Source organism: Amycolatopsis sp. DSM 110486 (assembly GCF_019468465.1).
Classification (GTDB): domain Bacteria; phylum Actinomycetota; class Actinomycetes; order Mycobacteriales; family Pseudonocardiaceae; genus Amycolatopsis.
Genome location: NZ_CP080519.1, coordinates 3,258,080 through 3,280,915, shown reverse-complemented (window position 1 = coordinate 3,280,915; position 22,836 = coordinate 3,258,080). Strand labels below are relative to the sequence as shown.

Here is a 22,836-nt window from a genome sequence, read left to right as displayed (position 1 = left end):
CGCCGAAGCACCGAGCAAGCAGGGCCCCGCCAAGAAGGACCAGAGCACCCGCGACACCGGCCTAGTCGAAGCAGCACTCCGCAGCGCGCACTTCCAATCCGCCAAAGTGGACAGTGCGAAACCCTTCCTCACCAAAGCCGACATCAAAACCGCGACCGACTCGCTCATCACCAAGGTCACCGAGAACCCCGGCAACTTCGACTTCACCTCGCTCAAGCCCAACGGCCTCGGCGACTGGGCGGTCAAGAGCCTCGACTCCCGTCAGCTCAAGGACGTCGCGCCGGATCTGGAGCCGGAGCAGAAAGACGCCGACGGCGCCACGCACATTCGCAACTGGCGTAAGGCCGTGTCTCAAGACCTGGCCGGGCCGTCGGGCAAGCGGTGGCAGGATGTGCGCACCGCGGTGAGCAGCAAGCTGTCCGACGGCGACCGTCAGGTGCTGGACCACATCACCACCGAGGTCACCGAGAACGGCAAGCTGCCGACGTCCGCGGACCTGGTCGTCAAGGGGTTGCAGACGCCGGCGTGGCATGACTCCGTCGTCGGGAAGCGGTTGCCGCAGGCGGTGGCGCATGCGTTGGACGTGCGGTTGATCGTGGAGCGGGGCGGGCCGGATCATACGTCGCGCTATGGGAGTGAGAACAATCCCGAGGTGCGCGTTCGCAACCAGGACGGGCAGTTCGGGGCGCTGGGCGGGCCGACGCGGCGGGAGATGGTGCGCGGGTTCGAGGCGGCGCTGAGCGACCTCGACGCCGACCAGGTGCGCGACATCGTCGTGGACCTCGCGACGAACCAGCGCGACAGCGACATCAACGACCCCGCCGCGCGCTTCGAGCGCATGCGGCAGGCGCTGGTCCAGGGCAACTCCGACGTCCTGACCAACGACCTCAACAAAGACTTCCTCGACGGCGCCAAACGCATCCTGCGCCTCAAGCAGGCCGTGGCCTATCCCGGCGGCCCGAACGAGTTCACGAAGGCGTTGCGGGACAGGCGAAACGACGTCACCACCCGCATCGGCGACCTCAAGGCCGAGGGCAACACCCTGGCCAAGCGCTTCCTCGGCGAAGACCAGGACACGCGCGACCAGCGCGAACAGCTGATCACCAGCCTCGAGCAGATGCAAGAGGAGCTCACGAGCCGCATCCTGCTGCTGGCGGCCGACAAGCGGACCCTCGACAACCTGTACCTGCTCGACCAGCACGTCGACGGCCCCGACGCCGACAACCTCTCCCGGCTCCGGCCCAACCAGCTCAAGTCGCTCGACACGCACCTCAACCAGCAAGTCGACGCCGCCACCAAGGCCGGCTTCGACACCACGCACCTGAAGACGCTGCAGCAGCGCGTGCAGGACGAGCCGACCGTGCGCCAGCTCGTGAACAACATCCCGGTCACGGGCACCCAGCACTTCGAGAACCTCGCCGAGCAGACCGCCGACAACCTGGAAAGCCTGCGCGAGGACCAGAAGAACGTCGCGCTCGACACGGGCCTGTGGAGCTTCCTCAACCACCTCGACACGAAGGAGAACGCCGACTACCGCGCCCAGCTCGACCGGGAGATCAGCCAGACCGAGGACCACCTGTCGGATCTGCAGCGCAAGATCGACCTGATCAAGAACCCCGACTACGGCACCCGCATCTCCCGCAGTGCGCGCATCTTCAAGAACATGCAGCACCTGGAGACGTTGACCACGGAGGGGAAAGCCAAGGCGGCAGCGGAAAAGGCAGCACTCGCGGCCAACCGGAACCCGGACCCGCAGTCCACGCCGGACATCAAGCCGGTCGACGGTCCGACGCCCGACCCGAAGTCCACAACGGACACGGACCAGAACCAGAACGCCGACGAGGACTCCACTCAGGACCAGGACCAGAACCCGGACAACAACCCGGACCCGACCCCCGCCGACCTCGGCCCCGACCTCGAACGCGAAGTCTTCGAGTCCTCCCTCTACGGCATGGACCGCTCGGGCCTCAGCGCGCTCCACACCCTCCACCTCGACGACCCCATGCGGCTCCCCGAGGTCCAGAAGATCCTCAAGTACGACAAGATCGCCCTCTCCGAAGGCGGTCTCGACGGCCACCTGAAGAACCTGCAGACCTCGATCGACGACGTCACCAAAGACCTGCAGGGCCTCAAGAACGTCAAGGACCAGCTGCCCAACAGCCTGAAGACGGACTCGATGATCCGCGACCAGGCGGAGCGCAACCAGCAGCGTGAGTTCCTCAACCGGCGCCTCGACCGCCTCAACCAGCAGGTCGAACAGCTCAACCAGAACCGCGCCGCCGTGCTCACCGTCTACGGGCTGCACGTCGGCAACGACCCGAAGTCGTGGGGCTGGCGCCAGGTCGGCGACCAGGACCTGCCGGGGATCGCCAACCACGTCGCGCAGCAGATCACCGCCGGGCAGCTCGGCGGGAACCCGACCGAGCACCTCGACAACCTGCTCGAGACCGTCACGAACATGATGGTCAACGGCCGCCCGCCGGCGCCGTTCTCGCCCTCGGACGCGCCGCCGAAGCCGCACGGCGACAGCAACCAGCCGAACCCGGGGCAGTCGCCCAAGGATCTGCCCGGTCCGAAGGACTGGGGCAACCGACGCGACACCGCGCCGTCATCGCGGCTCGTGCTGGAGCGGTTCGACCCGAAGAAGGCGATCGCGCAACAGTTCTCCGGCAACCGCGACGGCCTGAAGGACGGCCAGCTCGAGGGCGCCGTGATGCACATCCGCTACGACGTGCGCCGGTTCGAGACCTCCCCGGGAAACTGGGTGCGCGAGCTCACCGTGCCGCTGGACCTCACGTCGTCGACGAACTCCGTCTCGACGGACGCACGCAACCAGCTCGCGCAGGACCTCCAGAACCACCTGGACAACACCGTCAACCAGCACTACCACCTCCCGAACGGCGACCAGCTGCACGTCACCGTCGATGCCCGCGCGAACGACAACGTCGACCTGGATGACGACAGCTGGACCGCCGACCCGTCACGCGGAGTGCCGGTCAACGTCCACGACTCCACTGTGGATTCGAAGCAGGACAAGAAAACTCCGCGGACGAACCAGACCAACTGGGACGTCAACGACAACAGCGCCGGTCTCACACACGAGATCATGCACTTCATCGGGCTGGGCGAGGGTTACAAGAACAACACCCTGCTGTTCAACCGCACCGACCAGCCCGGTGTGATGGGCCGCAACGCGTGGAGCGACTCATCGCTCACCGACGACAACCTGGCCAAGATCGAGGACATCTCCAACCAGGCGGTGATGCACGACCACCACCTGGACAGCCCGGACGCGAAACCGAACCGTCCGTACCAGCCACCGCAGCACACGGGCGAGTCTGCAAAGGACAAGCCCAACCTCCACACCCCCGCGGAAGCGCCGAACCCGAACCAGTCCGATGAGGACACCGACGACCACGTCGTCCCGGGCAGCTTCGACACTCGACCGAACACCCCGAACGACAACCCGCGGCCGTTGCAGCAGCACCAGCCCAACACCGACAACGTCGGCCTGGTCGAGTCCGTCCTGCGCAGCTCCGCGTTCCAGCACGCTCCCGTCGGCAACGGGGCACCGTTCGTGAGTAAGACCGACGTCAAGTCCACTGTGGATGACGTAATCGCGAACGTCCGCGCCAACCCGGGCAACTTCGACTTCGAAGGCCTCAACCCCGACGGCCTCTCCCTCTGGGCCGCCCAGCACCTCGACACCGACCAGCTCGCGAAGATCGCCCCCGACCTCGCCCCGACCGACCCGAACCTCACCGGCGACGCCCACACCGACCAGTGGCGCGGCAACCTCGCCGACAAGCTCGCGGAACCGTCGGCGAAGCACTGGCAGGTCACGCGCGCGGCGATCGACCCCGACGGCCTCACCCACGGCGACCGCGATCTCCTCGACCACCTCACCAACCAGGTCACCGAGACCGCCACCCTGCCCACCTCCGCCGACCTCGTGACCCAGGGCCTGGAAAACCAGTCCTGGCACGATTCCCACGTCGGCTCGCACCTGCCCGACACGATCGCCCACGCGCTCGGCGTGCACCTCGTCGTCGATTCCGGCGGCACCCGCACCGACCACGGTCCGGCGAGCGGCCCGCGCGTGGAGATCGGGTCGCAGAACGGCCGTTACTCGGCGCTTGGCGAGCCGACCCGCAAGGACCTGCGCGACGGGTTCAACGCCGTGCTCGAGGGCATGAACGTCGACCAGCTCACCGACGTCGCCGCGGACGTGTCCGGCCGCCAGGATCCCGCGCTGTTCGCCGGTGCACAACGGATGTTGCGCCTCAAACACGCGGTCGCGCACCCCGGCGGCCCGGACGCGTTGATCCGCGAGCTCACCGACAAGCGCAACGGCTTCGACCAGCAGCTCAAGACCGCGAAGGGCCAGCGGTCCTGGACCCCGCAACGGTTCCAGAGCCCCCGCGAGCAGGCCGCGCAGCAGCGGCTCAACGCCGACATCACCGCCTACCAGACGCTCAGCACCGATTACACCGAACGCATCGAAGCGCTCACCGACGACCAGCGCGCCCTCGAAGTGCTGAACCTGCTCGACAACCACGTCGCCGGCGAGAACGCCGACGGCCTCGAACACCTCAGCGCCGACACCCTCGACCGCCTCGACAACCACCTCACGCGCAAGATCGACGCCGCCGAGAAGGCCGGCTTCGACGCCTCCGCGCTCAAATCGCTGCACACCCGCGTGCAGCAGGAGCCGGACATGCGCGAGGCCGTGCGGCAGGTCCGCCGCGGTGGCCTGGATTCCTTCGCCGACGAGGTGCGCAAAGCGGAGGAAGACCTCGACGCGTTCCGGCAGGCGAACTCGACGTGGAACTCGGCCGGCCGTCAGCTGCGCAGCTTCTTCGGCTCGACGGAGGCGTCGCAGGAGATCGCCGACCTCGCGAAGAACATCCGCCTCAGCGAGGACCTCGTCGCCCGCTACCAGCGCAACCTCAAGCTGGCGACCCACCCCGACTACAGCGGCCGCGTCGAGAAGGCCGCCGACGTGCACACGCGCTATCAGGACTGGAAGAAGTCCAACGAGGAGCGGCAGACCCGCGTCGAACGCATCAAGCAGATCGACGATGAGCTGGCGCAGATGCGCCGCAACGCTCGCAACCGCGAGCTCGGTTTCCCCGCGTCACTCTACGGCCGCAATCCGGAGCAGCTGACCGAGCTCGTCTCGGCACAGACCGATCCGAAGCAGATCGACCAGCTCGAGCGGATGATCGACGTCACCAGCCAGGCGCGCATGGGCGTCGGGATAGACGAGCACCTGCAGGACCTGCGCACGGAAGTCGACCAGTGGACGCGCGACCTGCAGGGCAACCCCAGCCCCGAGATGCGGAACCTGCTGCAGGGCTTCCTCGACGACGCCCAGTCACGACTCGCCCAGGCCCAGGACCTGCGGCTCGAGGCCCTGACCGTCCACGCGCTGGGACTGCCGCCGGACCTGACGTCGAACGAGTGGAACGCGTTCCACCCCGACGACCTGCAGGCGATCGAGGACCACGTCGGCGACCTGATCCTCAACGCGCGCGCCGGCGGGTACCCGACGGAACACCTGGACTCGTTGTGGGAGAACGTCAACAACGTCCGCACGGGCAACACGGGAGACGTCACTCCCGAGCCGGACCCGAACCAGGACACAGACACTCACCAGGACACGCAGCCGGAACCGCACGCACAGCCCGAGAACCAGCCGACCCCGCCGCCTCCGGCCCGCTCGCTGGAACACGACCCCGAGACGCAGCCGTTCATGCGCCCCGGCCCCTCGGCCCTGACCCAGCAGCAGGACAGCACGACGGCAGCCGACCGCGACCTGCGCGTCCCCGGCGGCTTCGACCCGGTCGTCGAAGGTTCGGTGAAGTCCTTCGAAGCGTCGCTGTACGGGATGGACCGCGCGGGCCTCGCCGAGCTGTCGGCCAAGTACTCGAACGACCCGGACCGCCTGCCCCTGATCCGGCGGATGGACGACTTCGCCCGCATCACCCGCAGTCCGGGTGGCTTCCAGCGCCGGCTCGCCGACGTCGAGCAGATGCTGGACGACGCGCGGCGCAACCGGGAGGCGCTCACGTCGAAGTCCGACCTCCTTCCCAAGGCGCTCAAGTTCGCCTCGGCGCGCCGCGACCAGGACAACCGCGAGGCCGAGGCGCGCCGGCTCGACCAGGAGGCTCAGCACCACCGCGACCGCGCCGACCAGCTGCGTCGCGACCGCGTGGCGGTGCTGACAGTGAACGCGCTGAGCCTGCCGGCCGATCCGTCGGCGCGGGGCTGGGCTTCGTTCACGCCGCAGGACCTGGCCGACGTCGAGCAGCACGTCGAGACCCAGATCCGCGACGCGCAGGCAGGCGGGCACCCGACCGAGCACCTGCAACGCTTCCTGGACTTCAGCCGCGACCTGCGCGGCGCCCCCAGCCCACAGAACGAGCCCTCGACCAGCGCGCCCAGGCGTGACCCGGTGAACCGGCCGTTCATCCAGCCCGGCACCGCGGTGCACGACCGCGCAGCCGAACACGTGCCCGGCCGCGACGTCGACCTGCCCGGGAACCTCGCCGACACCGACACCGACGGCGCGCTCGACGCGTTCGAAGCGTCGCTGTACGGCATCAACAGCGACGGCCTGCGGAACCTGAAGTCCGTCTACTCCGACGACCCTGGCCGTTCGGCCGTGATCGACAAGCTGATCGACCTCTCGCGCCCCGGCGACTACGACGTCCGCGTGCAGGCGGCGCGCGACGGGCTCGCCACCACCCGCAACGCGACCCGCCGCACGCAGCTGGAAAACCGGCTGGCCACGCTGGAGCAGAACCGCACGGCCGCGCTGACCGCGAAGGCGCTCACGCTGCCGGCCGACCCGTCGGCGCGTGGCTGGCGTTCGATTTCGAACGCCGATCTGCGCGCAATCGATCACCACGTCGAGCAGCAGATCGAGAACGCCTCCCGCGGCGGGTACCCGATCGACCACCTGCGCAACTTCCAGGACTTCACGCGGCATGCCCTCGACAGCCGCCACACGCCGACAGACGCGCCGCCGAAACCGCACAGCGACAACAACCGGCCGAACCCAGGCCAGTCGCCGAAGGACCTGCCGGGCCCGAAGAACTGGGGCAACCGCCGCGACACGGCGCCATCGTCACGGCTGGTGGCCGAGCGGTTCGACCCGAAAAAGGCGATCGCGCAGCAGTTCTCCGGAGACGGCCTCAAGCACGGCCAGCTCCAGGGCACGGCCACCCACGTCCGCTACGACGTGCGCCGCTTCGAGACGTCACCCGGCACCTGGGTGCGCGAGTTCACCGTGCCGCTGGACCTCACGTCGTCGTCGAACTCCGTCTCGATCGACCAGCGCAACCAGCTCGCACAAGACCTGCAGAACCACCTCGACAACACCGTCAACCAGCACTACCGCCTGCCCAACGGCGACCAGCTCCACGTGCGGGTCGACGCCCGTGCGAACGACACCGTCGACGCCAACGACGACAACTGGACCTCGGACCCGTCACGCAGCGTTCCGGTCAACGTCCACGACACCACTGTGGATTCAAAGCGGGACCACAAGGCCCCTCGCACCAACCAGACCAACTGGGACGTCAACGACAACCCCACGGGTCTCACCCACGAGGTCATGCACTTCCTCGGCCTCGGAGAGGGCTACCGGAACGACACGCTGTTGTTCAACCGCACCGACCAACCCGGCGTGATGGGCCGCGACGCCTGGTCCGACACGTCGCTCACCGACGACAACCTGGCGAAGATCGAGGACCTCTCGAACCAGGCCGTGATCCACGACCACCACCTCGGTGACCCGGACGCGAAGCCGAACCGCCCGTACCAGCCGCCGCAGCAGACGGGCGAGTCCGCAAAGGACAAGCCCAACCTCCACACCCCGACCGAGGCCCCGACCATCACGGTCGACATCAACGGCAAACCCCTCCCCGTGCAGCACGGCACCGTGATCCCCCGCGACGTCCTGCGCCCCGCGCAGGGCACGATGCTCGGCACCCACGGCATCGAGGGCGTCTACGTCGGCGGCCACGAAGGCCCCGACAACTTCCGCAGCGCCGTCATCGCGAGCATCTCGCAGGACGCGCCCAGGGAACACCAGCGCATCACCACGAATCTTCGCGCCAACACCGACACCGACCTCGACGCCATCGCCCGCGCCGCCAACCTCCGCGTCCACGTCCTGGAACAGAACGGCACCTGGACCAGCCACGGCCCCGAAACCGGCCGCCCGGTCCACATCGCCAAGGCCGAAGTGGACGGAAAGGACAGCTACCTCGGCACGAAGGAAAACGTCCACATCGGACGCCAGAACGTCAGCTACCCCGGCCCGTCGGTCGTGCTGACGAAGAAGGACCTCGCGGCCAACACGTTCGACCGCGAGAAGCGCAAGGTCCTCAACCGCGGCGAGTTCGAGATCGAGACGATCCGCGGCGAGCAGTACGTGCGGATGTACACCGCGGTGCTCAATCCCGCGAAGCCCGGGTCGTTCAAGGACGTGCACCAGGACGACGAGGGCAACGTCAACGTCTTCGGCGGCGCCGGCAAGGCCGACATCTTCTGGGTCGGCGGCGGGCGGCCCATGCGCGCGGTGCAGTGGACGTCGAAGTACGAGACCGACCCGAACTTCCAGCCGGGCATGCAGCCGGTGCTGCGCTCGTTCCTGGTGCCGCTCGACACATTCACCAAGGTCAGCCGCGAAGCGACGGTCGAGGCGCTGCCGGACAACAAGCTCGCCATGAACGTGGACCAGACCGGTGACGTCAACCAGTTCGGCCTGCGCGGCGAGCACTTCACCGCCATGCGCGACGCCGCGCTCAAAGGTTCGCTCGTCACCTACTCCGCCAACCAGACCTACGACCACTCCGAGCTGGCCGGCCGCCAGGAGGACATCGCCGACCTCTACTCGCGGCTCGGCCTGCCGCCCGGCTTCCAGTCCGACGCGCTGGGCAAGGACAACGACCCGTGGTTCGGCTGGACGACGGACAAGGGCCAGGACCGCAAGTACTTCCGCAACGACCCGCAGGATCTGCGGGCGTTGGCCACGAAGCTGTCGGACCTCTACCACACGCACCAGGAACTGAAGGGTGGGAAATCCTGGGACGCGTACTTCACGCCGCATTCCGACTCGATTCCCGGTGACAAGGAGAAGCCCGGCAAGGACGGTGGGAAGTCGGCCCCGCCGAGCACCGTCGAGCAGCGCCGCCAGGACCTCAACGTCTTCCTCAACACCCGCGGCCCGTCCGGTTCGGTCGTCAAGCAGCTCACCGACGGGATCGGCCGCACACTCGGCGAGAAGCTCGACCGAGGCCCGGACACGGTGGCACTCGACGGCATCAAGGTGCGCGACGAGGTTCTGACGGCCGCGAAGAACCTCGGCGGCATCCTCAAGGACGTCGTCAACAAGGAGTTCCGGGCGCTGCACACCGACCCGGTCACCAAGTTCGTCTCGCCCGACGCCAAGATCGAGACGATCGCCAAGATGCGCGAGGTGATGGCGAACGAGGAGCTCGTGGCCGCCATCGCCAAGAACACGGCCGACCAGCTGGTGACCACGGCGCTCGATTCCCTGGGCGCGAATCGCGGGGTCGACAGCTTCAAGCAGAAGCTGACCACGGCCGTCGAGAACGCCGTGAAACAGCAGTTCACCGTCACCGGCGGGAAGTTCAACGACAAGGTCGAGCAAGGGTTCGCGAACAACGAGGGCGCGAAGAAGAATTACTTCGCCGGCAACCGCGCCGACGCCGTCGCGGCCGAGGTCTCGGCGGCTCTGAAGAACGCCGACCTGGCCCAGGACGCCAGGGACTCCGGCCTCGGGTTCGACCGGGGGACCGTGAAGCAGCGACTGTCCGCCGGCGTGCTGCCCGACGCCGTCTCCGACGTGACAACGCAGCACCTCGTCGGCCTCGACCAGAAGCAGCTGCAGGAAGTGTTCGAGAACGGCCTGCAGGACGCGGCGGCCAAGGTGCGCACGAGCATGGACAAGGACCCCGTGCTCAAGTTCACCACCACCGCGCAGCGCGAGGCCCTCGCCGACGAAGCCGCGAGGGTGCTCAATCCCGACACGGTCAAGGGCATCGAGTTCAAGCCCGTGACGCAGGAAGACGTCGACGCGTTCATGGCGAAGGTGCCCGACTACGCCACCCAGGCGGAGATCGGCGCGGCCATCGCCACCGACGAGAAGCGCGTGAAGGTCGACTTCAACACCCGCGAGAACGCCTACGACCCCGCCACCAAGCAGGTCGACTCGAAGACGTTCGACAACGACTACGGCGCCTGGTCGCAGGGCGCGACCCGCGGCCACACGCAGTTCCACCCGGCCGGTGAGTTCGGCCGGCACCAGAACATCGGCCGCGGCCTGGACACCGTGATCGGCGACGAGCTGGCGAAGACCGACGACGACCACCGCGGTGCCGAGCGGATCCTCGACCACCTCGTCACCCGGCTCGACAGCCGGCCGGACGGCAGCAAGCCCGACACCCACGAGTCGATCGTGCGCAAGTTCAACGAGGTCGTGAAGGCCGAGGGCAAGCACAACCGCTACCGCACCGGGACCAAGACGAACCCGAACACCTTCGGGGAACACGCCCAGATGGTGCTCAACCAGTACCTGCGCCTGACCCGCGGCGAACACGACGCCGACCGGTTCGTGCCCCGCGAGACGCTGGCCAAGGCGATCCTGTTCCACGACATGGAGAAGGAGAACTCCAAGAACCAGTACGGCGCCGGGCAGGAGCAGCACGACAACGAGCCGGAGCACCGCGGCGCCGTCGAGCAGATGAACCGCCACGAAGGCCTGTGGAACTCCGCCCGCGATTTCCGCATCGCCCGCGAAATGGTCGACGCCGACCCGTTCGGCTTCTACTTCCGCGGCAAGGACGTCAGCGCCCAGCAGGTGCACGATTTCATCGAGAACCTCGCGAAGGACGTCGGCCGGCCCGGCGGCGGGCCGGTGCGGGCCGCCGATGTGAAGAAGCTGTTCGACGAGTTCCACCAGTACTACCAGGCGGATTTCTCGTCGTACTACGCCGACAGCCACTTCGTCCACAATGGCAAGGTCGAGCCCTTTGGCGCCAAGTCGGCCCTGTCGGGGATCAAGGAGGAGCGGAAGAACGGCCCGCTCGTCACCACGGACGGTGGCCACCGCTTCGAGTACGACCCGGACTACGCGCGGAAGTACGACGAGCTCAAGCAGCTGTTCGACGACGACGTGCGGCGGGACCAGGAAGAGCAGGAGCGCGTCGTCACCGTCGCCGACGACGATCCGGCGCCCGACACCCGCTCGCTCACCGACCGGCTGCCTGAGTACGCCAAGAAGGGCGAGGCCCTCGGCTCGCTCGTGCCGATGAACCCGCAGGGCGTGAAGCAGGTCGGCGACACCATCAAGCGCCTGGTCACGTCACTCGACTCCCGCAGGAACCCGCCGGACCCGGTGGGCATCGAGGCCATCACCGGCACGCTCGACAGCGCCGCCTTCGAGTCGTTCCTCGGCCTGGGCCGCAAGTCCATGGTGCGCGTCGGCGAGAAGTGGTTCGAGGTCCACGTGCGGGCCGAGCTCGACCTGGACGCGGTGCCGGCCGACGGGATCGCGAAGCAGCCGCACGCCACGATCAGTGACGTCAACGACCAGACGCAGGCCACGCACGCCGAAGGCCAGAACGACACGATCGCGCGGACCGTCGGCACGTCGTACTTCGCGCTGATCCCGCCCGGCGCCTACGTGTCGGTCGCGCCCATGGTGCAGCTCGCGACGGCGGCGCAGACGCACACGTCCACCGTCACGGGCACCGAGCAGCGGGTGGTGCGCTCGGCCGGCGACGTGGACGGTGCCGACGTCAACGTGAGGTACTCGATCGCCGTCACCGACCAGGTCGGCGGGCTCACTGGGTCCACTGTGGACGGAAAGGTCTCGCTGCTGTGGTCGCAGGACCTCGGCAACCTCAAGCCGGACGCCGAAGCCAAGGGCGACCCTGAGCCCGACTGGGCCGAGAACATCGAGCTGCTCGCGCCCGAGGCCGTGCTGCTCGACGAGCAGGCGCTGTTCGACAAGGTGGCCAAGCGGCTGCACCCGTCGGTCACGAAGTTCGGCGCGCCGGGGCGTCAGGCGTTGCGCGAGTTCGTCAGCGGCGGTGGCATCCGCAGTGTCCTCGGTACGGCGTTGCAGGGCGGCCCGGTCGTGTCCAACGACCTGCTCAGCCCCCACGGCAGCCACCGCGACGCCGTGCAGCTGCAGGCGCGGCCGAAGGACGTCGAGCTCGTCGGCGTGGTGCCGGGGGACAGCGAGCTGCGGTTCAACGACTCGTCGGTGAACGGCGGGGCGACGGCAGCGGCGTCGAAGTCCGGAATGGACCTGTCCGTCACGGTCGGCGGTGGCTCTTACCTGCCGGGCAAGGTCGGTGGGCTCGTCGGCGTCAGCGGGTCAGTCTCGTCGAAGGTCACAGAGACGGCGACGGGTGGCACCAGCGTCACGGCGAAGAACACGGTCGAGGCCAAGGGCGACATCGGGATCTACAAGGTGAAGGTGGACGTCGACGTCGTCACCTCGGCCGGAGAGGTCGAGACCGTCGAGGCCACCGCGTACGTCCGTATGGGACTGCCCGAGGCGAAGGCCCAAGGCCTGCCCGTGCCGGCGGACACGCGAGACAAGCTCACCGACGTCGGCAAGCGCTACGAGCCGCCCTACCTCGCCGCGGCCGCCGCCGCGGGCCACGTGCGCACGGGCTCGTTCACGCCGGCCGCGAAGGTGCAGCCGCAGATCGAAAACGCGCTGCGCGACCGGCCTGGCATGGCGAAGTTCCTGCCGCGCTGGGACAAGTTCCAGGCCGACGACAAGAGCTCCAGCCGCGACATCGCCGAGCGCTTCGCCAACCTGCGCAAGCTTACGGCCACATTCTCGCCCGCGGCGCTCAAGGCCAAAATGGACACTCTGCTCGGCCCCGGCGTGTCCGTGCAGCTGAAGCGGCGCGGCCTGTTCACCGACGAGTACCTCAGCGTCACGGTGAAGGCCAAGCTTTCGCCGGGCCGGCACCTCGGACAGGCCACCGGACGCTCGGTCAAGGGCTCGGTCGCCACGGCGCCGTCGCTGAGCAGTGCGACCACTGTGGACAAGAGCTGGTCGGTCGGGCTGGAAGGCCGCATGGTCATCCCGCAGCCCACGTCGATCGCGACCTCCAGCATCAGCCCCGCGGTGGTGCCGATCCAGTACTCCGACGCGTACAGCTGGAAGAACTCCGGCGGCCCCACCGTCACGACCACCACGAGCCTTTCCGGCAGCCCCGACTCGCAGGTGTTCGAGCACGACGTGGAGTTCGAGGTCGAGATCACCAGCTACACCCGCAACCGCCCGTGGGTGAAGCGCCTGACGCCGGGTTCGCCGTTCCGCGTGACGCCCAAGGTGTCCACTGTGGCCAAGACCGGCGACCCGGCGCTGCCGAAGATCTCCGGCAAGGTCGACCTGTGGGTCAACGACGGTTCCGCACTGAAGAAGGACCCCGGCGACTTCCTGCCCGGCAAGCCCGGCACCACCGTGCTGAACAAGAACGACACCCCGACGATCGAGGACATGCTGGCCGGCCCCAAGCCGGACCAGCCGAAGTTCCTGCACGTCGAGGCGTTCACGAACACCGAGGCCCTGCGTGACGAGGCCCTGCGCCAGCTGGAGCGGGCCTCCGACGGCGACGGCGTGCTCGGCCTGTCCGGCGGCGAGGCCCGCAAGCGCGTCGACCGCATGTTCTCGCCCGAGACGTTCCGCGGCGGACTGCCGAAGTTCCTGCGCCAGGGCGCGCGGGCCGGCGGCTTCCGCTACGAGCGGCGCGTGGCCGACCGCGTCGGCGGGCTCGGCATGAACGTGGCGCTCAGCAACCCGAAGGTCGTCGTGGCGTCCGACGCGGGCGGTAGCGAGACCACGTTCGCCGGTGGCGCGAAGGCCGCGTTCGAGCAGACGCACAAGCAGGCGCTCGAGGGCAACGTGCAGCTCGGCGTCACCATCCGGCCGGACGGCAGCATGGCCACCGCCCACGGTCAGGGCCAGGTCTACGCGTCGGCCAAGTGGAGCCCGTGGACGCGCACGTCGGGCGGCTCGACGGAGGTCAGCGCGAGCGTCGACCACCTCAACCGCGCCAACGCCAAGGGTCGCACCGTGCTCGTGCAGTACGACGCCGACGTGCGGCTGGTCGCCGAGACGCGCCAGGAGAGCCTGGTCAACGGCTCGACCTCACGTGCCGGCGCCGACGTGAAGCTGCCTGGTGCGGTGTACGTGCGCATGTCCGAGGACCAGGCTCGCGAGCAGGGCCTGCTGCCGAAGGTCGAGCCACGCACCGAGCCGCCGGGCAAGATGGCGCCGCCCGCGCTGGTCGGCCGCGACTCCAGCGCGCTGGGCGCCGCCGTGGTCGAGGACGCGCCCGACCTGTCGCAGCTCGTGCGCGACGCCCGCACCGCGCTGGGCCGCACCGGCGACAAGCTGCTGCCGAAATCGGTGCTCGACGACTCGATGACCAACCTGCAGCGCACGCTCGACCTCGCCTCGCCCGACGCCGTCACGTCCCTTGTGGACAGTGCACTCGACGGTGGCGCGCCCCTGCTGCTGCACGACGCCGGCGTGCTGTCCACCGACACCTACCAGGTGCTGCTCAAGGCGACGATCACCGACACCGAGTTCCTCGACGTCGTCCACGATGGCGGCGAGATCGACCACGTCGTGAGCGCCGCCGTGACGGACAAGGAGAACGCCGGCCACGGCTCGTCCTACGGCGGCCAGTTCCGCGGCGCCGGGCGCGGCCTGTTCAGCGACACCAAGCCGGACGTGAGCGGCTACGAGGGTCTCACGCTCGGCGTGTCCGGCTCGAAGACCAAAACCGACCAGACGGTGTCGGCCACCGCGACGACCAAGGGCTCCAAGGCTTCGCAGAGCGGCCCGGCCGTGCGCTACCGCCACCAGGTGAAGTTCGAGCTCGTGGTGCAGCGCGGCGGTAAGACGTACCCGGTCACCGAGCAGAACGTGAACGTGACCGTGCGCTCCGCGGCCGATGACCACAAGATCAGCACCGAGGGTCAGACGCCGGAGGCCCACGAGCCGCGCACCACCGAGCTCACCGCCGCCGACACGACACCCGAGAGGCTCGCCGAATGGCAGGCGCAGGGCGTGGGCAAGCTGCCGCCGTCGGCGCACACCGAGGGCGTGCGCGGGTCGGCCGCGGTGCAGGCCGGGGCCGAGCGCGCGCTGCGGCTCGCCGGCGCCGGTAACGGCCTCACCAGCCGGGGCACCGGCGCCAACAACACGTTGGTCACGTCGCTGACCAACGAGATCCTCCAGGGCCACCTGCCGAGCATGCTCGACGGCCCGCTCGCCGCGCCCGACCTGCACGAAGCGTCGCTGATCAAGAACGGCCACGGCAGCGTGAAGGTCTACTCGCGCCTGGCCAATCCGGACCTCACGGCCCTGAGTGACACCGTGAAGCTGGAGCGCACCGACCAGACCACGGCCACGTTCACGGGCGAGGCGAAGGAAGCCCTCAGCGGCGAGAACCAGTACATGCCCGGCGTCGGCGGCGTCACCGACCCGAAGGACAACTCGCACTCGTGGAGCGGCGCGGACATCCGCAACCCCGCCGCGATGAGCGATCCGACCGCGACTGTCGCGGGTGGACAGCGGTCCACCGTCGCGAAGCCCAAGGGCCGCAGCGGGCTCGTCGGGTTCGACGTGGAGTACCGGGTGGTCGCCGACCTCGGTGGGGGCCGCACGGCGGCGGTCGAGGTGAAGGTGCCGGCTTCGGCGCTGGTCCGCATGTCCGATGTGGACGTCGAAAAGCTGCTGGGCGAAGCGCTGCCGGACGCGATCACCAAGGCGCAGGACACGGTGAAGGACGCGGCCTCGGACTGGCGCAAGGCGGAGGAGGCCGTGGAGACGGCCCAGCACGAGGCCGACGACCGCTGGCTCGACGAGCGCGACAGCGTCAAGACGTTGACCAAGGACGCGAACGGGCTGGCCGTCGAGACCGACGCCGACCCCGTGCGCGAGCTGCGCCAGGCGCTGGCCGACGCGGAGAACGACGCCAAGGACGCCGGCCGTGAGCTGCGCGAGGGCAACGCCGAGATCACGCGGCTGCAGGACGTCTCCGAACAGGCGCTGGCCCTGGCGTCGGTCACCGACGAGGGCTCGCCCGAGCGGCAGCAGCTGCTGGACCAGGTCTCCCGCGCCGAGCAGGGCGTGCGCGACATCCGCACCGCGCAGCCCGCGCTCGTGCGGCGCCGCCAGGACGCGCAGGACCGCGCGGAGCAGCTGGCCAACGTCCTCAACTCCTACCGCAAAGACAGCTCCGACTTCACCTCCCGCCGTGAAGACGCGCTGCGCCAGGTCCGGGAGGCCCGTGAGAAGGCCGACGAGGCGCGCAAGAAGTGGTGGCAGGCCAAGGAAGAGGTCGACTGGCGGCTCGCCACGCACGTGTGGCCGGCCAAGAAGGTCGAGTCCCGCTTCGACCCGCGCTCGACCGAGCACGTTGTCGAGGCCCCGGACACCGAGTCCGACACTGGGCCCGCGACGATCTCGGGCTGGGACGTCAACGCGGACCGGCCGTATGACTTCGACGTCAGCGACGTTCAGCTGCACCAGGTCACGGACCGCTCGGGCAAGGTCGTCGCGGTGTCGTTCCTGCCGGCCGTGGAGCAGACGTCCGCGGTCGAGCACGACTGGGTCGCCGACAACTCCGGTGAGGTCTCCTCACTCGACGAGGGCGTGATGTCGAAGACCCTCGACCCGGTCGTTGCCGAGGCTCGCCGCAACGGCACCACGCCTGACCTGGGCGGACGCCAATTCGGTGACTGGGCCGCGAAGTCGCCCGCGCCGTGGGGCACCGACACCGGCGACACGTTCTTCGTCTTCGCCCACGGCAAACCACAGTCGGTGAAGCTGACGCTGGTCGGCGGGCAGACCGTGCGGGTGGATGGTCGGACGTTCGCGCGGATCGTCGCGAACTCGGCGCCGTTCGCGCAGGCCGGGCCGAAGTCGTCGGTCACGCTCATCGCGTGCAGCACCGGCCAGACCGACGGCCCCGGCGGAGTGGCCCGCGACTTCCAGCGCGCGCTGAGCGACCTCGGTGGGCCGGCGACGGTGCACGCGCCGACGAAACCGACACTGTTCGGCCGCGACACCGCGACGCTGGGCAAGGCGCTCGGCTCCACCGGCGCGTTCACCACGGTCACGGACGGCGGGCACTTCCGGACGTTCGGCGGCACTCCGGGTGACGAGACGATCGTCGCCCTCGTGCACGAGCTCGACACCGGCCTCCGCACCGAACCGCCGGCCGGGCCGATCTCGCTGGCGGACCACGACGGCACGCTCGCGCTGGCGTCCACTGTGGAGCGGCAACTGGCCGACACCGCCGCCCGCACCGGCGAGCTGCGGCTCACCGACGTCCACGACCTCGTGGCCCGCCACGAACGGCCCGACGTCGTCTACTCGGCTGTGCTCACGCACCTGGCCTCGGGCAACACGCCGGTGCACACCGTCGTCGACGTCCGCCGCGACCCGGACACCGGCGAATGGACACGCGTGTCGCTGCCGCCGATGGCGCGTGGCCTGATCACGGTGACGGGCAAGGGCACCTGGAGCACCGACGAGCTGGCCCGGCCCGCTCGGCTCAACCCCGCGTGGACCGAGGGTCCGGCGCGCGAGACCACGCACTCGCGGCCCGACGCCGCGCACTACGCCGAGACGCTCGCCGAGCACCACCTCGACGGCGAGCCGCTGCCGCCGGTCACCGTGCCCGCGGACCGCGTGGACCACTTCAAGGCCGACGTCACGCGCCTGCTGGGCGAGCGCGGCTTCGGTGACCTGGCGTTCGACCACCTGGTGCACGCCGACCACACGCGCCTGACCGGCGAGGTCGTCGGCGAACCGGGCGTGACGATCGACTTCGCGCCCGGCGCGGTCACCACGACCGTGCTGACCGACCACACCGGCACCGCGCGCGGGCTGACGTTCCTCGAATCCGCCGAGGCCGCGAAGGTTCAGACCTGGCTGCGGCAGACCCGGGGCGAGAATCTCGTGGTCGAAGCCGATCCGGACGAGATGCGCGCCTTCGCCACCGGCGCGGCGAACGACCTGCGCGGCCGCGGCCCCGGCGACGGCGGCATCCCCGTGCGCACACCGTGGGCCGACGAACTGGCCGAGGGCCGGACGTTCCTCGTCACCGGCCACGGCGAGGAAACCCGCGTGAAGGTCGCCGTGACCGGCCCGGACGGCACGCGGCGCGAGGTCTACGTCGACGGCGAGACGCTCGCCCAGATTGTCACGGCGTCGCCTGAGTTCGCCGACGCGCAGCCGGATTCGGTTACGCTGTTCCAGTGCGCGGCGGCCCGTCGGCTCGGCCCCGGCGGGGTCGCGCACGACTTCCAGGCGGCGCTCGAAACCCGTGGCGGGCCGTCGATCGTGCACGCGGCGACGGATTCCGTGCTGGCCAACCACCGCGACGACAGCCCTGACGACGAACCGTCGGCCCCGCTCTTCGGCGCCCGCGACGACGCGTTCACCGCCGTGGTCCGCGGCGGGCACTGGGAGACGCTCGGCCGTCCGCTCGACGCCGACGCCGTGGTCGACGAACTCACGAACGCGTTGCTCAAGAACTGGCGCTACGCCCGGGTTCCCGCCACGGGAGGCCCGGTCCGCCTCGCCGACCGCGCCCGCACGCTGTACCTGGCGGCCGAGGTCGTGAACGCCGTCTACGACCGTGCGCCCGACGACGAGGTGCAGGCGCTGCTCGGCCGGCACGAGGATCCCGAGCTGCTTGCCGCCGTGGTCAACGAGTACCTGCGAGCGACGATGGCGGACTCAGAGCCCGACGAGGTGCCGCCGTACACCTCCGCCGCCGAGCTCACCCGGGACCTGCGCGCGATCTCGGCCAACCACGGCCCGGCGCCCGACGGCGCGCCACTGCTCGGGCCTGACCTGTTCGGCCTCTACCGCGCGCCGGAGCCGCCCGGCTTCCTGCGTGGCCACGACTACTCGAACCTCACCGCGGGCCAGGGCCTCGCGCTGCTGGACACGCTCGACCTCACCCAGGGCGTGCCCGTGCTGCGCGATCAGGCCGACCCGGCGAACCTGCCCGACCTCAGGGACTGGACGATCGAGCACACGCGCGCCGACGACCGGCTGTCCGCGTGGGCGCCCGGCGACGTCGAGCCGTTGGCAAAGACCACGTCGACGCCGCTGCTCATGCACGCCATCTGGCTCGGCGGGCCGCTGCGCGACGCCGGCACGATGAGCGCGTTCCGCGAGAACTTCGGCGGCGCCGCCGCGCGGCTGCACGACGGCGTCGTGCCGGTGCTGTGGACGGACGTCCCGCGTTCGCAGATCGAGCTCGCGCTGACGACCGAGCCGCCGGCTGAAGGCCCCGACCCGCTCGCCGACGTGCGTGACTTCGTGAACTGGGCGCAGCAGCACCACGTGCGGCTGGTGAACGTCGACGAGGTGTTCTCGAGCGAGAACCCCATGCTGCTCAACGAGTTCTACCACTCCGAGACCGGAAAGCTGACCGGTCCGGGCTACGCGGCGGCCAGCGACATCCTGCGCATGGAGCTGATGAACCGCTTCGGTGGCCTCTACACCGACGGCGACAACGTGGTGGAAAGCCTCGAGGACCTGTTCCACGCGGCGACCTCGCGCGAGGGCTACGCGACGCACCGCATCGGCATGAACGTGGCCAACTCGGCGTTCGCGATGAGCAAGGGGCACCCGTTCGCGCGCGTGCACCTCGACGTCGTGCGCGAGAACTACGGCAAGACGCAGCGCAACCTCCTGCCGCCCGAGGCGTACGACCTCCCGCCGGCGTTCTTCCAAATGCCGCAGGGGCGCGTGCACCGCAACTCGATCATCGTTCGCACCGGGCCCTCTGCGCTGTCGGGCACCGCGCGGCGCATCGGCCTGCCGTCGGCGTTCGACCTGCCGGAGATGACCGACATCCGGATGAACAGCGACGGCAGCTGGCTCAAGCCGCCCGCCGCGGGGACGCGACCGGTGTCGGGGCGCGACGAGACGCTGGAGCTGACCCAGCACGTGGTGCAGAGCCTGGTGCGCGGGCTGTACAACCGTGCCGGTGACCTGCACCTGACCGCGGTCGAGCCGGCCGTGCACCGCCACGCTGACCCGGACCTGGTGTGGGACGCGGCGCTGGCGTTCCTCGCGGCGGACCCGGACCTGGCGCCGCTCGTGCGCACGGTGACCGACCAGCACACCTACACCGGGACCGACCACGACGTGCGGCTGCCGGCTTCCGCGCGGGCTCTGCTGGACATCGATCCCGACCGGGTGCACCGCACCCTGGGTGAGGTCCAGCACGGGGCCACGCTGCGGAACCCGGACGACGCTGTGTTGGTGTCCGATATGGACACTCCTGTGGAGACCGGCGCGCGGGAGCTGGCGCGGGCGTTGCGGGCGGTGGAGGGCGAGCTGCCCGCGATCCACGTGACCGGTGGTGACCGTGCGCAGGCACGCGAGGCCGCGCGGGAGCTGGCCGGGCACCTCGGGCGTGAGCTGGGTGATCGCGACCTGCTGGCGCGAGTGCCGGTGAAGATCCGGGTCGCCGAGGGTTCGGGTGTCACCGTGTCGTTCCGGCCGGTCCGGGGTGGCGCGGTGGAGTTCTCGCTTGACTCACCGGCTGCTCCCGCCGTGTTCGGTGGTGTCGACGGGCAGCCGTACTCCTCGGATTCGGCACCGTTCGGTGGCTACCGCGGTGCGAAGCCCGGTGTGGTCACGAAGATCGACACCACGCCCGAAGGCAGCGCCGAGCTGATGCAATCGTCCGACCGGCCGCCGACGCTCGTGCTCGTGTCGGGTGCGCTGGCGGACGAGTTCACGCAGCACGTGCGTTCGTCCGGAATGGACCTTCCGGTGCACGCCACGCCGACGCCCTCGCCCGACAACGTCGTGGACACCTTCCCGGCCGTCTCCTACCTGGTTTCCGGTGACCACGCGCTGACCGAAGACGACCGGCGCACGATCGCCGAGCTCGGCCAGGCCGCCGAACACGGCTGGTGGTACCGGCCGTCGATTCCGGCCGGCCCGGTGAGCCTCGACGACCGCACCGGCACGCTGGCGCTGCTCAGCGGCGCGGTCAGCGCGTTGCGTTCGGGCGGGATGGCGCTCGACCTCACGGCTGCCGCCGACGTCGTGGCCCGCCACGAGCAGCCCGATCTCCTGTGGACGGCGGCGCTGGAGCTGGCGTCGCACAACGTCGACGTGCCGCACGTGATCGACCACCGGCTCGTCGACGGACGCTGGCAGCAGGTCCGGCTGCCGGAGTCGGCGCGCGAGCGATTCACGGTGACGGGCAAGGGCGTCTGGCGCGACGGCTCGGTGTCCCGGCCCGTGCGCCTGAACACCGAGCCCGGCCCGGCGAGCGACTTCGACTTCGAACCGGTGTCGCTGCCGCTCGACGAGTCCGTCGCGCGATGGATCGCGGAGTCCACAGTGGAACGCACGGCCGACGGACTGCCGGCACCTCGCGTCCAGGTGAGCGGCCCGGACGACGTGCGCGCCCAGTTCGTCGCGCAGGTCCAGGCTTTGCTGGCGGAGCTGACGCCGGCCGGTGCCACACCCCACGCGGCGGCCTCGATCGTGACCACCGGCTCGGGTACCGAGGCCATGGCGACGATCTCGCTGCCTGCCAACGCGGCACCGTCCACGCTGTCCGCCGCCGAAACCGCCGTCGCCGTGGGCCTGGCCGAGGAATACACGCTCCTGCAGCTCCACGGCGTCGCCGACACCCTGCTCGCCAAGCCCGGCCGTGCCGCGGAAGCGCTGCTGGACCTGGCCAACGAGGTCGCCCACGGCACGGACGTCGGCCGGGCCGCCGACGCCGTCGAGGTCCTCGACCGCCACGGCTCCCTCGATGCCGCGCTGGACAACGGCCTGCTCCTCGGCCAGTTCCGCAAGATCCTGGGCCACGCGGACGCCGAGTCCTACGCCCGCGACCTCGCCACGGCGATCCGCTCGTTCGCCTCGGAAAAGCTCGCGCCGGACGTGCTGAAGGAAGCCGTGCGCGGCGCGCTGGAGGGCTGGCGCGGCGGGCCGGGTACGTTCGAGCAGCGCGTGGAGCGGACCCGCGACACGCTGTGGGTGATGCGGCGCCTGCACCTGAGCAGCCTGGCGTGGCTGAATCGCTGGCGCACCGCCGAGCACATCCGGCAGTACGCCGCGCGGATGAAGGAGCAGGCGGCGAAGCAGGACGCGATGCTGGCCAAGGTGAGTGAGTCGGAGGACGCCTTCCTCGCCTCGGTGGGCGAGCCGCATGCGAACAGAGGAGGCGCCGGCGATGGCGAATGACCAATGGGTGCTGCTCGTCGATCCGGCGTGGGCGCCTTCGTCCACCGACGACGGCGCCGAGGTCGCGGCCCCGCCGCTGGCCGCCGTCGTGGGCGGCTGGCTCGCCGGTGAGGACGGCGCGGTCGGCCGCTTCGAGGCGAACCCCGCCTACGAACCCTCGGGTCCTGGCTCGCCGAGCGACCCGCTCGACGCCGTGCTCCGCCTGGTCGCCCGCGGTGACGCCGACGCCGACCAGCTCGCCGCGATCCTGCGGGAGTCGACCGTGTCGGTCGCCCTCGACGTGGACGACGAGCCGCTGGTGGCGCCGTCGCCGGACAACATCCCGTGCGTGCTCGCCACCACGGCCCCGGTGCACCGCACCCGCGTCCGCGCGGCCGGCTGGCTGCCCGTCGCCGCGCGTGACCTGCCCGCGTTGCTCGAGGCTCACAACGGCGTTGACCTGCTGCTGAACCCCGGCGCCCCCGGGTGCGCCCGCCTGCTGGCCGACACCGTCCGGGACGCGCTGGCCGGCTGACCGTGTC

2 protein-coding genes are annotated in these 22,836 nt (G+C 69.9%); both read left to right on the top strand.

Annotated elements, in window-relative coordinates; all coding sequences use genetic code 11:
* The first annotated feature begins 106 nt into the window (after positions 1-106).
* Complete coding sequence (locus K1T34_RS15890; RefSeq protein WP_220245035.1) at positions 107-22,315, top strand: TcdA/TcdB catalytic glycosyltransferase domain-containing protein; 22,209 nt, start codon at positions 107-109, stop codon at positions 22,313-22,315.
* The gene (locus K1T34_RS15885; RefSeq protein WP_220245034.1) at positions 22,305-22,829 is read left to right on the top strand and encodes a type VII secretion system-associated protein; all 525 of its coding nucleotides are present in this window, start codon (positions 22,305-22,307) and stop codon (positions 22,827-22,829) included. The genes K1T34_RS15890 and K1T34_RS15885 overlap by 11 nt, the downstream gene beginning before the upstream one ends.
* Positions 22,830-22,836: the final 7 nt, after the last annotated feature.